A 12,293-nucleotide genomic window follows, 5' to 3' on the forward strand; every position below is an offset into this window, starting at 1 on the left:
AAATTCGAGCCATGGCCGCCCAGAAACCAGCCCACGTCCCGACACCCGCCCCCGACAGGCAGCACCCCGACGCCACCCGCCGCAGTCAGCGGTCCCGCCGGGCCATCTACAGCGCGGCCCTCGCGCTCGTCGCGGAGGTCGGTTACCCGAGGACCACCATCGAGGGCATCGCCACCCGCGCCGGCGTCGGCAAACAGACCATCTACCGCTGGTGGTCCTCGAAGGCCGACGTCCTGCTGGAGGCCTTCCTCGACCTCGGTGAACAGGCCGTGCAGGCCGCCGGGGAGCAGAGCCACGGCATGCCGGACACCGGCGACCTCGCCGCCGACCTCAAGTCCGTGCTGCGCTCCACCGTCGACGAGCTGGGCGACCCGAAGTTCGAGGCCCCCTACCGCGCCCTCGCCGCGGAGGGCGTGGTCAACGAGCAGCTCGGCCGGGAGTTCGTGGCCGAGCTCCTGGAGCCGTCGCTCCAGTTCTTCGTCGACCGGCTCCGCGCGGCGCAGGACGCCGGCGAGGTCCGCCCGGAGATGGACCCACGCATCGCCCTCGAACTCTTCGTCTCGCCGCTCGCCCAGCGCTGGCTGCAGCGCACGGGCCCGATCTCCCACGAGTACACCGACACGCTCGTCGACTACGCGCTCCACGGTCTCTCCCCGCGGTGATCGCGAGCGGTCGGCCAGGAAGGGCCTGCCTGGGAGAGTCGGCCAGGGAAGGGCCGGCCAGGAAAGGGCCGGCCAGGAAAGGGCCGGCCAGGGAAGGCTGACCAGGGAAGTTTGTCCCTTCCCGGCCCCGAAGCGCGGAATGGTGCGACCATAGGGCATGCTGGTGCGCACGAGGCGAGGCGAAGGGGATAGATGAGCGCGGAGTTCGGCGGTCGGAGTGGTCTGCAGGGCAAACTCTCCCAGTGGCTGCGCGGACGCCGCCCCAAGGAGGCCCCCGGTGACGGTGGCCGGGAGGATCTGCTGCTCGCCGCCGCCGGTGTGGGACTGCCTCTGGCGCCCGCCGCGCACCCGGCCGGATACCGCTGCTCCTGCGACCGCGTCGGCTGTCCCACTCCCGCCCGGCACCCGGTGTCGTTCGCCTGGCAGACGCAGTCCACCACCGACCGCGCGCAGATCGAGCGTTGGGCCCGCCACCAGCCCGAGGCCAACTTCATCACCGCGACCGGCATGGTGCACGACGTCCTCGACGTCCCCCTCCAGGCCGGTCGCGAGGCGCTTCAGCGCCTGCTCGACGCCGGTATCGAGGTCGGCCCGGTCGCCGAGAGCGACGACGGCCGCATGCTGCTGTTCACCCTCACCCGCGGCACCCCCGTGCAGGAGGACGAATGGTGGCCCTGCGAGCTGGACTGCCACCCCGAGACGATGGACGAGCATCCCGGGCTGCGCTGGCACTGCCGAGGCTCCTACGTCCTCGTACCGCCCGCCCGTCTGCCCGGTGAGGACCGGGCGGTGCGCTGGGTGCGGGGCCCCGAGCACCCGCTGCCGGACCCGCTGACCCTGCTGGAGACCCTCACCGACGCGTGCGCCCGGCACGCCGGCGAGGAGAGCGATCACGCGGGAACGGCCTGGCCCCTGCGTCGCTGAGCGTGCCCGGCCCGGCATCCGCCCCGCTGAGCGGGCACGGCGTCACCGGCGGCTACTCGCCCTTCGCCGACGTCAGCCCCTGGACCCGCCCCAGGACCGACACCTGGCCGTCCCCGGAACTGTCCCCGGGACTGTCCCCGGAACCGCCCCCCGAGCCGTCCGCCGGGTCGAGCGCGACCTCGTTGGAGACGAACTCCATCGTCAGGGACTGCTTGATCTCGCCGTCCGTCAGCGCCAGCACGTCCTTGTTCGGCGTCGGCACGGACGCACCCTGCGCGGCGGTCTGCTTCTCGAAGTGCCGCGTGGTGAAGAACACCAGCGCCCCGCCGTCCTTCGTGCGCAGCGCCAGCGGCGCGTAGTCGCCGTTCGTCAGCGGCTCGTCGATGTACTGGGTGACCAGGCCGGGCCGGGTCGAGCGCTTCTCGCGCAACTCCCGCCAGGAGCTCGTGTGGGCGCCGTCGGCGAAGGTCTTGCCGCCGTCCTTCAGGTACGTCGTGTAGTCCTTGCTCAGGTCGGCGGGCGCAACGGCCAGGTCGGTCGAGTTCGCGGGGACGGCCTCGGCCCAGCCGTCCGGGTCCGTCTTGAACTCGGGCATCCTGTCGGGGGCGACCAGCGTCAGGTACGCCGCCTGCCAGGTCTCCTCCAGGCCGTCGCGGGTGAAGACCAGCACCCAGCGCGCGTCGCCGCCCTTGTTGCCCTCGGCGTCCGCGACGAACCAGCGCGGCCAGCCCGCCTTCTTCGGAATGGTGAACTCCGCGTCCGTCAGCTCCAGCGGCGTGTGCGACGCGTTGCCGTCCGGGTTGTTGGCCCGGCCCGCCTTCAGCCGCGCTGAGTCGATGGCGGCGAGAGCGCCGGTGGTGTGCTCGGCGTCCAGGGAGGCGTCGTACGCCTTGTCGGCCGCGTTGTACGCGGAGGTGAACTCCTGGAGCACCTTCGCGGCCTCGGCCCGGGTGGTCGCCGGGAGCACCTCGCGCTCGCCGTGCACCACGACGCAGCCGCTCGCCGTGACCGACAAAGTGGTCACCGAGGCGGATATGAAAGCGCACTTGCCAAGCCTGCGGGGCCTACGAGGGCCGCGATCCCTGCTCATCAGGTTCCTTCACCTTCCCCTTCCCGGAGGCGAACCCTACCGGGGCGAGGCGGCGTCCGGACGCCGGGACCGGGTACAGCGGCCACACCGTGACCTCCCGTCACGGTGCCCGCCACGGTTCCCGTCGGGGAACGACCAGTACCGTCTCCGTGCGCGGGTGCGGCAGCACCTCAACCGGCTGGTCGTAGACCTCGGACAGCAGTCCCTCGGAGAGGACCTCCGCCGGCGTCCCGTCGGCCGCGACCCGGCCGGCGCGCAGGACCGCGACCCGGTCCGCGTATGCCGCCGCCAGTGAGAGGTCGTGCAGTACGACGACCACCGCGTCCCCGGCCCGCGCCCGCTCCCGGCACAGTCGCAGCACAAGTTCCTGGTGGCGCAGGTCCAGTGCCGCGGTCGGTTCGTCGAGCAGCAGCAGGGAGGCCCGCTGCGCCAGCACCCGGGCGAGCGCGACCCGGGCCCGCTCGCCGCCGCTGAGCGCGGAGAACGGCCGTCCGGCGAAGCCCGTCACCTCCGTGCGCGCCATCGCCTCGGCCACCGCCGCGTCGTCCTCGTCCTCCAGGCCGGTCCCCGCCCAGGGCGCCCGCCCCATCCGGACGACCTCCTCCACCGGGAACGGGAAGGACAGCGACGCGGACTGCGGCAGCACGGCCCTGCGCAGCGCGAGTTCGGGCGCGGACCACTCGCCCACCGGGCGGCCATGGACGCGTACGACGCCCTCGGCGACCGGGACGTCGGCGGCCAGAGCGCCCAACAGGGTGGACTTGCCCGCACCGTTGGGGCCGACCAGGGCGAACACCTCACCCGCGCGGACGGTGACGCCCACGCCGTCCAGGACCGGCCGCCCGCCGAGGCGGACGCGCAGGCCGTCGGCCTCGGCGAGAACGTCGCCGGGCACGGCCGGGTGCGGCGGCACCGGACGGGGCGGCACCAGCCGCGCCAGCTTCACCCGCAGCCTCACGTCTCTCATGCCCAACCTCCCTGCCGGCGCCGGGTGCGACGCAGCAGCCAGAAGAAGAACGGGCTGCCCAGCAGCGCCGTCAGTACCCCGAGCGGCAGCTCGGCGGGGTCCGCGACCGTACGGGCGGCCAGGTCGGCGGCGAGCAGCACGAGCGCGCCGAGCAGCGCGCTGCCCGGAATCAGGAAGCGGTGCCCGGGGCCCGCCACCATCCGCAGCAGATGCGGGACGACGAGTCCGACGAAGCCGATGACCCCGGCCACGCTCACGGCCGCCGCGGTCAGCAGCGCGATCACCAGGACCAGCACGATCCGCAGCCGTTCCACGTCCACGCCCAGGTGCCGGGCCGGGCGTTCGCCGAGCGCGAGGAGGTCGAGCCGGCGGGCGTACAGGGGGGCCAGCCCGAGACCGACCGCCGCGCACGGCAGTACCGCCAGTACCTTCGGCCAGGTCGCCTGGGCGAGCGAGCCCAGCTGCCAGAAGGTGATCTGGTTGACCGCCGCCGTGTCCGCGAAGAACAGGAACAGCCCGATCAACGCGCCCGCGAAGGCGTTCACCGCGATTCCCGTGAGGATCAGCGTGACGACCTCCGTACGGCCGCCCGAGCGGGACATCGCGTACACCACCAGGACGGTGACCAGACCGGAGACGAAGGCGAAGACGGACACCGTCCAGTTGCCGAGGAAGTTCAGGCCGAACGCGATGGCGGCGACCGCGCCGACCGCCGCGCCCGAGGAGACGCCGATGACCCCCGGCTCGGCGAGCGGATTGCCGAACACGCCCTGCATCAGCGCGCCCGCGCAGCCCAGCGAGGCGCCGACGAGCAGCGCCAGCACGATCCTCGGGAAGCGCACGTTCCACAGCACCGACTCGGCGACCCGGTCCAGTTCCGTACCGCCGAGCCCGGTCCGATGCAGCAGCGAGCCGAGTACGTCGCCGACCGGGACCGGGTAGGCGCCGGTACCGGCCGCGACCGGGACGAGGACGAGGAGACCGGCGGTCAGGGCGGCGGTCAGCAGCCAGGGGGTGGCCTGCCGGCCGCGAGACGGGGGCTGGGACGGGGAGGGAGACGGGGGCGGCCCGGCGGGCGTTCGGGGGTGGGCCTGCTTGTCCAGTACGGTCATCGGTCGCCGCCTTCACTGCCTTCGCCGCTGTCGCCGTCCGCGCCGTACAGCTGGGCCACGACCGACTTCAGCACCTGGTCGGTGCGCGGGCCGTAGTTGAGGAGTACGCCGTCCTCGACCGAGACGATCCGGCGGTCCATACCGGCCGGGGTCTGGGCGACACCGGGGATCTTCACCAGTCCGTCGACGCCGCCGACCGACTCGAGTCCCTTGCTCATCACGAGGATCGCGTCGGGCGCCGCCCTGACGAGCGCCTCGCTGGTGATGGCGGTGAAGTCCTTCTCCAGGCCAGACGCGGCCCCGGCGTCCACCGCCCCGGCCGCCTCGATCAGTGAGCCGGCGCCGGAGTCCTCGCCGCCGATGAGGTAGACGGAGGCCGAGCCGCGCAGGTAGAGGAAGGCGACGCGAGGCCGGTCGCCGTGGGAGACGTCCTCGACGCCCTTGCGGACGTGCGTGATCCGATCCTCCGAGCGCCGCGTCAGTTCCTTCCCGGCCGCCGGTACGCCGAGTGCGCCGGCGACCGCCCGGATGCGCGGGCCCACGTCGTCCAGGCCCCTCGCCGCCTCGACGAACAGCACCGGCACACCGGCGGCGCGGATCTGGCCGACGGCCTCCTCCGGCCCGGTGGTGGTCTCGGCGATCACCAGGTCCGGCCTGAGTGACAACACGCTCTCGGCGGAGACGTCGTGGCCCCGGGTGACCACGGGGAGCCGTGCCGCCTGCTCGAAGGTGGCGGTGACGTCCCGGGCGACGACCCGGTCGCCGAGGCCGAGCGTGAAGACGATCTCGTTGAGGCTCCCGGACAGGGGCACCACGCGCTCGGCCCGTTCCACCGTCACCTCCTCGCCGTCGGCGGAACGGACGGTCACCGGGAGCTTGGGTACCGGAGCCTTCGCGAGCGGCTCGACCCGGCCGGCGACCGGGTTCCTTTTCGCGGCGGCGCCCGAGCCGGTCCCGGCGTCGGACGCCGCGTCGGACACGGCGCCGGAGGAGCCTCCGCATCCGGTCGCGGTCAGGGTGAGGGCGAGCACGGACAGCAGTGCTCCCGCCAGTCGGTTTCGCAAGCGTCGCACGGTGGTGTCCGTTCCTCTCGTCGACCGCCAGTATCAGTCGGCTAGAGCTTAGGTTAGCCTTACCTTCGTTCGCTACCGGCCCCCCGATCCGGAGGACTTCGCATGCCCGCCCGTCTACGCGCCCTGGTCACCGTGTTGTGCGCGGTGGTCCTCGGAGCCCTGCTCCCAGCGACCGCCGCACACGCCGAGAACCGGACCGTGCAGGGCGGACGGCTCGACTGGGGCATCAAGTCGTCGTTCCAGAGCTACGTCACCGGGCCCGTCGCGAAGGGGAGTTACTCCCTGACCGGGGGAGCGGCCACCGTCGGTGGCAGTGCCTTCCGCTTCCACTCGGCGACCGGCGCCTACGACGGCGACACGGGCGCCTTCCGCGCCGCCTTCTCCGGCGGCGTCCACTTCCTCGGCCACCGCACCGGCGCGGGCGCGTATCAGCTCGACCTCACCATCAGCCGTCCCAGCGTGAGCATCTCCGGTTCCACCGGCACGCTCCACGTGGACGTCGTCAGCAGGGCGAAGGACACCGGGGCGGTCACGACGTCCCGTCAGGTGCCTTTCGCCTCCCTCTCCCTGGGTGGCATCGACATGAGGGGTGGCGGCGACTCCGTGGCCCTCGACAACCTGCCCGCCACCCTCACCACCGAGGGCGCCGCCTCCTTCGCCGGGTACTACACCGCCGGGACCGCTCTCGACCCGGTCAGCCTGTCGGCGGACGTGCGGACTCCCGTGCGCCGGCAGGAGAAGCAGCCGCCGAGCACACCCACCAGGACGGAGAAGTCGCCGAGCCCCGAGCGGAGCTCGACCGGTGCGATCGAGGACAGCGCCGTCGACTGGGGCGTGCGCCGCACCTTCCGCGAGTACGTCACCGGCGACATCGCCGACGGCAAGTGGGCGCTGTCCGAGGGCGCCCAGGACGGCGGCGCCCTCTTTCGCTTCCCCGGCGGCGAGGGGACGTACGAGGACGGTGACCTCACCGCCGCCTTCGAGGGTGCGGTGCGCTTCACCGGCGCGCACGGCCTCGACCTGAGCCTCAGCGGCGTACGGGCCACCGTCGAGGACGGCAGGGGCACGCTGTACGCCGACGTGAAGAGCCCGGACCTGACCGGCGAGGAGGTCCCCCTGGTCACCTTCACCGCCGAGGACCTGAAGCCGGCCGACGGCCTGGTCCGGGTGACCGAGGCCCCCGCGAAACTCACCGCGCGCGGCGCGGAGGCCTTCGGCGGCATGTACCGGGCGGGCACCGGGATGGACCCGGTCTCCCTGGCCGTCGCCCTCACCGCCGACGCGAAACTGCCCGCTCTGCCCGATCTGGGCAGCGCGCCCACGGCGAGCGCGAGCGCGAGCCCGCAGCCGAAGCGGACCACCGAGCCCGAGACCTCCGCCGAACCCGTCGCGAGCGCCACCGCCGACGGCGACTTCCCCGCTCTGCCCGTTTCCCTCGCGGCCGGTGCCCTTCTGCTGGTGGCGGCGGCGCTCGTGGCCGTCGCCGTCCGCAGGCGCCGCACCAGGCCCGCCACGTCCCCCACATCGCCTTCGTCCCCCGTGCCCCCTTCGGGCTCTGCGGCCCCTTCGTCTCCCACGTCCCCTTCGGGTCCCTCGGACGAGGCCTGAACCCACGACACCTGGCCGCCGCCCACCAGCGGCCCCCGTCACCCAAGGAGAACCGAGCCATGCCCGTCAGACGACGCCGCACCACCGCACTCGCCGCCGCCGTGGCGACGGCCGCCGCGCTCGGCGCCACCGCCCTCGCCACGGCCGGCGCGACCACCGCCTCGGCGGCCGAGGTACCGCTCAAGGACTACGAACTGACCTGGGGTATCAAGCAGTCGTACCGCAATTACGTCGCCACCTTCGCCAAGGGCAGCTTCACCCCCGCCGACGGCGCGACGCAGGCCGCCGACAACGGCGCCTTCACCTTCGTCGACGGCAAGGGCTCCTACGAGTCGACCGCGAACACCGTGGACCTCGCCTTCGAGGGCAGCCTGGCGATCGAGTCCAAGGCGCACCGCTTCGCGCTCACGCTGTCGGACGTGCGGTTCGACAGCAAGGACGCCGAGATCACCGCCGACGTGACCCGGGGCGGCACCACCGAGGACGACGTGCCGCTCGCCACGGTCGCCGTCACCCGCGAGATGGAGGACATGGCGACCACGCTGACCGAGGAGGCCGCGGAGGTCTTCGGCAGCGCGAGCTACGGCGGCGTGGCGGGCGACCCGCTGACGGTGACGCGGAAGACACCGCCGGCGCCCAGCCCCCCACCCACCACGCAGGCCCCCACCACGCAGGCCCCCACCACCGGCCCCACCCCGACGGCGACGCGGACGCAGCCCGAGGACCCCGAGCCGACGGCCACCGGGACCACCTCGTTGGCGCCGAGCCCGACCGCGAGCACCGGCGCGTCCCCCTCCGCCACCACGCCCTCCACTCCCGCCGCCGAAGCCCCCACCAAGGGCGAGATAGCCGACGGCACCCTCGGCTGGGGCGTGAAGGAGTCCTTCCGCACGTACGTCGTCGACGGTTACGCGAAGGGCGAGATCACTGTCTCGGGCGGGGCCGTCCAGGCGGCCGACAACGGCGCCTTCACCTTCAAGAACGCCACCGGCACCTACGACACGGACGCCGACAGGGTCACCGCCTCCTTCCGGGGTGCCGTGAACTTCAAGGGCCACGAGACGCACGGTGTCTACGGCCTCGACCTGACCCTGAGCAACCTCAAGGCAACCCTCGACGGCGGCACCGGCAAGCTCACCGCCGACGTGAACAGCCTCGGTACGCGGACCGAGGGCGTGGCCCTGGCCGACCTCAAGGCCAAGTCCACCGACCTGACCGCCCGGAACGACGTCGTCACCGTCGACGGCGTCGCGGCCACGCTCACCGGCGCCGGCGCGAAGATCTTCGGCAACTACCAGGCCGGCACGGAGCTCGACGCCGTAGACCTGTCCGTGGCGCTGAGCGACGACGCGCGACTGCCGGACGGCGACGGCAATGGCACGTCCGGCGGAACAGGTGGTACGGGCGGTGGGACGGGCGGCACCGGCGGCGTATCCGGTTCGACGACCGGTGGCACCGGTTCCACCATCGGCGGCACCGGCTCGACCACGGGCGGCGCGCTCGGTGGCGGCAGCCTGGCCTCCACCGGCGCGGACATCCCGGGGCCGGCCCTGGGCGCGGCGGCGGGCGTCGCGGTCGCGATCGGCGCGGGCGCGGTGTTCGCGGCACGCAAGCGGCGGACGCAGCCGTAGACGGGCGGGGCAGGCAGGCAGGCGGGCGGGGCAGGCGGGCGGGGTGGGCAGGGCGGGCGGGCGTAGGGAGCCCTCGGGCCTCGGGCTTCGCCCGACAGCGCCGTCTGCCGGCCCGCCGCCGGAGCGACGCTTGATTGAATGCCCCGGTGACTGACTACGACGTACTGCGCGTCTTCTGCGCGCCGAACGGCGGATACGGCAACGAACTCGGTGTCGTCCGGGACGGCTCCGTGCTGCCGGAGCGGGCCGGGCGGCAGGAGCTCGCCGCGAAACTAGGCTTCAGCGAGACCGCGTTCGTCGACGACCCCGAGCGCGGCGTCGTCGACATCTACACGCCCACCCTGCGCCTGCCGTTCGCCGGGCACCCCTGCGTCGGCACGGCCTGGCTGCTCGACGTGCCCGAACTCGTCACCCCGGCGGGAGTGGTGGGCGCCCGGCAGGACGGGGAGTTCTGCTGGATCGAGGCGCGGGCGGAGTGGGTGCCCCCGCGCACCCTGCGCCAGTACGCCACCGCCGCTGAGGTGGAGGACCTCGGCGTGCCCCCGAAGGGGGAGTGGGTCTACGCCTGGGCCTGGGACGACGAGCCGGCGGGCCGTGTCCGCGCCCGTGCCTTCCCGGGACGGGACGACGGCGTCGACGAGGACGAGGCGACGGGTGCCGCCGCCCTCCTGCTCACTGATCGGCTGGGACGCGCCCTGAACATCACGCAGGGCACGGGCTCACAGATCCTCACGGCACCGCAGCCGCAGGGCTGGACGGAGATCGGCGGTCGCGTGTACCTGGAACGCTGACGCCGCCGCCGGCCCGGGCAGCGGTGAGCGCCTGCGGCCGGGGGCGGTCCGGCCTGCGGAACCGGGTCAGACGGTCATCGCCGTGGGCTGGGCGTCGGGGCGCATGGCGGCGTCCGTGCCGCCGTCCACGCAGAGGACGGCGCCGGTGGTGAAACGGGCCTCCGGACGGAGGAACTGGTGCACCCAGAAGGCGATGTCCTCCGGGTTGCCGAACACGCCGAGCGGCATGGGCGTGGGGAAGGCGTCCGCGTCCAGGTCCTCGGGACGGCCGCCGGCGAGCATCAGCGGGGTGACGACGGCCCCGGGGGCGACCACGTTGAGCAGGACACCCCGCCTGGCCCATTCGGGGGTGACGGCGGTCCGCCGGGCCCAGCGGGCCAGCGCGAACTTGGTGGTCGCGTAGGCGGAGATCGTCGGGGAAGTGGCCCGGACCGCGGCGGGTGCCGCGTCCTGGGCCGCGCGGGCGTGCTCGCGGGCCGCCTCCTCGTCGCCGGCGAGGAGGTGCCCGACGAGCTGGTCGTCGATCATCGGGACGGTGGTCGAGGAGTTGGAGCCGATCACCACGACGCGCCCCGCGCCGGACGCGGCGAGTGCGGGGAGCAGCCCCTCCAGCAGGCGCACGGGGTTGAAGTAGTTGACGGAGACGACGGTGCCGGCGTCCGGCATCGAGGGTCCGACACCCGCGACGGCCGCCACTCCGTCGAGCCGGCCCGCGCAGCGCTCCAGCGCCTCGGAGACCGCTGCCTCGCGGCCTTCGTCGGTGCCGAGGTCGGCGGTGATGTCGGCATCGCGCAGATCGATCCCGATGACCGTGTGGCCGGCTTCGCGCAGCACGCGGGCGGTCGCGGCGCCCATCCCGGAGGCGGCTCCGGTGACGACGTGGGTACCCATGGTCGAGTCCTCTCAAAGTCGGGGGAGGGAGGCGTGGGGCAGCCGCGCGGCGGCGCTGTCCAGCCCCCCAATCAGCATCCAATCAGTGATTGAAGAGTACTCCCCGACAGTGTGCTCCAATGAGCCCCATGGCGGATGAAACGTCCTCTACCAGGGACCGGCTGCTGGACGCGGCGGAGAAGCTCTTCCTCGCCCACGGGGTGAATCAGGTGTCCGTCCGTGCCATCAACAGCGAGGCGGGCCTGAATCCCGGGGCCACCCACTACCACTTCGGATCCCGTGACGGCCTGGTGGCGGCGCTCCTGGAACGGGAGCTGGGGCCCCGGTGGGGCGACCGCCTGGAGGAACTGGCCGAGACCGCCGTCTCGGACGACGGGGGTCCGCCCCGGATCGACATGACGGCGCTGGCCAGGATCCTGGTGGAGCCGTTCGACGACATGGTCCGCTCCCCGCGGGGGCGCGTACTGTGCAGCCTGCTCGCCCAGACCTGCCTGGACGCCGACCCGCCACGCCTGAACGTCCCCTGGTTCGGCAGCGCGCCCTTCGAGGTCATGCTGGGCAGGGCGCTGCCTCATCTCACCGTGCACGAGGTCGCCGACCGATGGCGGCTCGCGTTCACCCTGCTCCTGCAGCTCTACGGGCGGCCCCACGCCGTGGGGCGTGGCGCCGCCGAGCCGTCCTTCCCGGCGGCGGAGACGGTCGTCGCCTTCCTGGCCGCGGGCCTGACCGCGCCCTCGCCCGGGAGGTGACCGGGCCGGGCCGCGCCGGACGAGCGAGGGCGCGGCCGTGCTCCGGTGGCCGCCCGGGTGGTCACGCCGAGAGCGGGAACTCCTCACCCAGCCCCTGGAAGACCGCCGTGTTCAGGGCGAAGGCCCGCTTGCACTCGGCGATGACCCGCTGCTTGGCCAGGTCGTCCGCGCGGATGCCGTCCAGCAGCCCGCGGTACTCGCGCTTGAACGCGGCCGGGTTGGTGATCTCCTCGAAGACGTAGAAGCGGACCCCGTCGCCCTTCTTGGTGAAGCCCCACGTCCGCTCCGCCCTGTCGCGGATGATCTGCCCGCCGGACAGATCGCCGAGATAGCGCGTGTAGTGGTGGGCGACGTATCCGGCCGGCCACTGCTCGACGCACTCGCGCACCCGGGCCGCGTACGCCTCGGTCGCGGGCAGGGCGGTCAGCCCCGTGCGCCACCCGGGTCCGCGCAGATGCGCCAGGTCCCGCTCCAGCGAGGCCAGCCGCATCAGCTCGGGCTGGACGAACGGCCCGGCCACCGGGTCGGAAGCCAACCGCTCGGCGCCGGCCTCCAGGGCCTCGTAGACGAACCACAGCTGCTCGGTGTAGCGAGCGTACGCGTCGACGCCGAGTCGGCCGCCGAGCAGGTCGCTCATGAAGGTGGAGGTCTCCGCCTCCACGTGCTGCTCGTGGGAGGCCGTGCGAATGAGGGTCGAGAAGGAGTCCATGGGGCCGATTTTCTATGGTTAGGCTCACCTAAGTCAATGGTTTTCCCGACGCCCTGTCGGCAAAAACGGCCGGAAAGGGCCACGGC

12 protein-coding genes and 1 pseudogene are annotated in these 12,293 nt (G+C 73.2%); 6 read left to right on the top strand and 7 right to left on the bottom strand.

The window, feature by feature from the left end; all coding sequences use genetic code 11:
* Positions 1 to 11: 11 nt before the first annotated feature.
* Complete coding sequence (locus ABEA26_RS32190) at positions 12 to 662, top strand: TetR/AcrR family transcriptional regulator (RefSeq protein WP_345597143.1); 651 nt, start codon at positions 12 to 14, stop codon at positions 660 to 662.
* A gap of 192 nt (positions 663 to 854) precedes the next feature.
* Positions 855 to 1,586 (top strand): bifunctional DNA primase/polymerase, encoded by a 732-nt coding sequence (locus ABEA26_RS32195; protein WP_345597128.1) that lies wholly within the window; start codon positions 855 to 857, stop codon positions 1,584 to 1,586.
* Positions 1,587 to 1,638: 52 nt separating this feature from the next.
* On the opposite strand, the gene ABEA26_RS32200 is transcribed toward ABEA26_RS32195, so the two are convergent.
* The 5 genes and pseudogenes from ABEA26_RS32200 to ABEA26_RS32220 all read right to left on the bottom strand — a co-directional run bounded on the left by ABEA26_RS32200 (position 1,639) and on the right by ABEA26_RS32220 (position 5,828).
* Positions 1,639 to 2,676: an SCO2278 family lipoprotein gene (locus tag ABEA26_RS32200; protein ID WP_345597130.1), complete on the bottom strand. Its 1,038-nt coding sequence runs from the start codon at positions 2,674 to 2,676 to the stop codon at positions 1,639 to 1,641.
* A pseudogene (locus tag ABEA26_RS32205) lies at positions 2,651 to 2,773 on the bottom strand (iron transporter); the annotation flags it as partial. The gene ABEA26_RS32200 and the pseudogene ABEA26_RS32205, both read right to left, overlap by 26 nt.
* 3 nt (positions 2,774 to 2,776) lie before the next feature.
* Positions 2,777 to 3,643 (bottom strand): heme ABC transporter ATP-binding protein, encoded by an 867-nt coding sequence (locus tag ABEA26_RS32210; protein ID WP_345597131.1) that lies wholly within the window; start codon positions 3,641 to 3,643, stop codon positions 2,777 to 2,779.
* Positions 3,640 to 4,755, bottom strand: coding sequence for a FecCD family ABC transporter permease (locus ABEA26_RS32215; protein WP_345597132.1), 1,116 nt, complete (start codon positions 4,753 to 4,755; stop codon positions 3,640 to 3,642). Before ABEA26_RS32215 ends, ABEA26_RS32210 begins: the two co-directional genes overlap by 4 nt.
* A complete protein-coding gene (locus ABEA26_RS32220) occupies positions 4,752 to 5,828 on the bottom strand; it encodes a heme/hemin ABC transporter substrate-binding protein (RefSeq protein WP_345597133.1) in 1,077 nt (358 codons plus the stop codon). The genes ABEA26_RS32215 and ABEA26_RS32220 overlap by 4 nt, the downstream gene beginning before the upstream one ends.
* A 102-nt stretch (positions 5,829 to 5,930) precedes the next feature.
* Between ABEA26_RS32220 and ABEA26_RS32225 the strand changes: the two genes are divergently transcribed.
* The 3 genes from ABEA26_RS32225 (at position 5,931) to ABEA26_RS32235 (ending at position 9,858) form a co-directional block, all read left to right on the top strand.
* Positions 5,931 to 7,436, top strand: coding sequence for an HtaA domain-containing protein (locus ABEA26_RS32225; RefSeq protein WP_345597134.1), 1,506 nt, complete (start codon positions 5,931 to 5,933; stop codon positions 7,434 to 7,436).
* A gap of 59 nt (positions 7,437 to 7,495) precedes the next feature.
* Positions 7,496 to 9,067 (top strand): HtaA domain-containing protein, encoded by a 1,572-nt coding sequence (locus ABEA26_RS32230; protein WP_345597137.1) that lies wholly within the window; start codon positions 7,496 to 7,498, stop codon positions 9,065 to 9,067.
* A gap of 146 nt (positions 9,068 to 9,213) precedes the next feature.
* Positions 9,214 to 9,858, top strand: coding sequence for a PhzF family phenazine biosynthesis protein (locus ABEA26_RS32235; protein ID WP_345597139.1), 645 nt, complete (start codon positions 9,214 to 9,216; stop codon positions 9,856 to 9,858).
* Between the two features lie 66 nt (positions 9,859 to 9,924).
* On the opposite strand, the gene ABEA26_RS32240 is transcribed toward ABEA26_RS32235, so the two are convergent.
* Complete coding sequence (locus ABEA26_RS32240; protein ID WP_345597140.1) at positions 9,925 to 10,749, bottom strand: SDR family oxidoreductase; 825 nt, start codon at positions 10,747 to 10,749, stop codon at positions 9,925 to 9,927.
* Positions 10,750 to 10,877: 128 nt separating this feature from the next.
* On the opposite strand from ABEA26_RS32240, the gene ABEA26_RS32245 reads away from it, so the two are divergent.
* Positions 10,878 to 11,498 (top strand): TetR/AcrR family transcriptional regulator, encoded by a 621-nt coding sequence (locus ABEA26_RS32245; RefSeq protein ID WP_345597141.1) that lies wholly within the window; start codon positions 10,878 to 10,880, stop codon positions 11,496 to 11,498.
* Positions 11,499 to 11,559: 61 nt separating this feature from the next.
* On the opposite strand, the gene ABEA26_RS32250 is transcribed toward ABEA26_RS32245, so the two are convergent.
* Positions 11,560 to 12,207 carry a biliverdin-producing heme oxygenase gene (locus ABEA26_RS32250; RefSeq protein WP_345597142.1) on the bottom strand — a complete coding sequence of 216 codons (648 nt, stop codon included), beginning with the start codon at positions 12,205 to 12,207 and terminating at the stop codon, positions 11,560 to 11,562.
* Positions 12,208 to 12,293 lie beyond the last annotated feature (86 nt).

Source organism: Streptomyces marokkonensis (assembly GCF_039539045.1).
In the GTDB taxonomy this organism is placed as follows: domain Bacteria; phylum Actinomycetota; class Actinomycetes; order Streptomycetales; family Streptomycetaceae; genus Streptomyces; species Streptomyces marokkonensis.

Coding starts and splice junctions, on each gene's coding strand:
- ABEA26_RS32245 (WP_345597141.1), top strand. CDS start 10,878: ATGGCGGATGAAACGTCCTCTACCAGGGACCGGCTGCTGGACGCGGCG.
- ABEA26_RS32200 (WP_345597130.1), bottom strand. CDS start 2,676: ATGAGCAGGGATCGCGGCCCTCGTAGGCCCCGCAGGCTTGGCAAGTGC.
- ABEA26_RS32225 (WP_345597134.1), top strand. CDS start 5,931: ATGCCCGCCCGTCTACGCGCCCTGGTCACCGTGTTGTGCGCGGTGGTC.
- ABEA26_RS32250 (WP_345597142.1), bottom strand. CDS start 12,207: ATGGACTCCTTCTCGACCCTCATTCGCACGGCCTCCCACGAGCAGCAC.
- ABEA26_RS32215 (WP_345597132.1), bottom strand. CDS start 4,755: ATGACCGTACTGGACAAGCAGGCCCACCCCCGAACGCCCGCCGGGCCG.
- ABEA26_RS32230 (WP_345597137.1), top strand. CDS start 7,496: ATGCCCGTCAGACGACGCCGCACCACCGCACTCGCCGCCGCCGTGGCG.
- ABEA26_RS32190 (WP_345597143.1), top strand. CDS start 12: ATGGCCGCCCAGAAACCAGCCCACGTCCCGACACCCGCCCCCGACAGG.
- ABEA26_RS32195 (WP_345597128.1), top strand. CDS start 855: ATGAGCGCGGAGTTCGGCGGTCGGAGTGGTCTGCAGGGCAAACTCTCC.
- ABEA26_RS32240 (WP_345597140.1), bottom strand. CDS start 10,749: ATGGGTACCCACGTCGTCACCGGAGCCGCCTCCGGGATGGGCGCCGCG.
- ABEA26_RS32210 (WP_345597131.1), bottom strand. CDS start 3,643: ATGAGAGACGTGAGGCTGCGGGTGAAGCTGGCGCGGCTGGTGCCGCCC.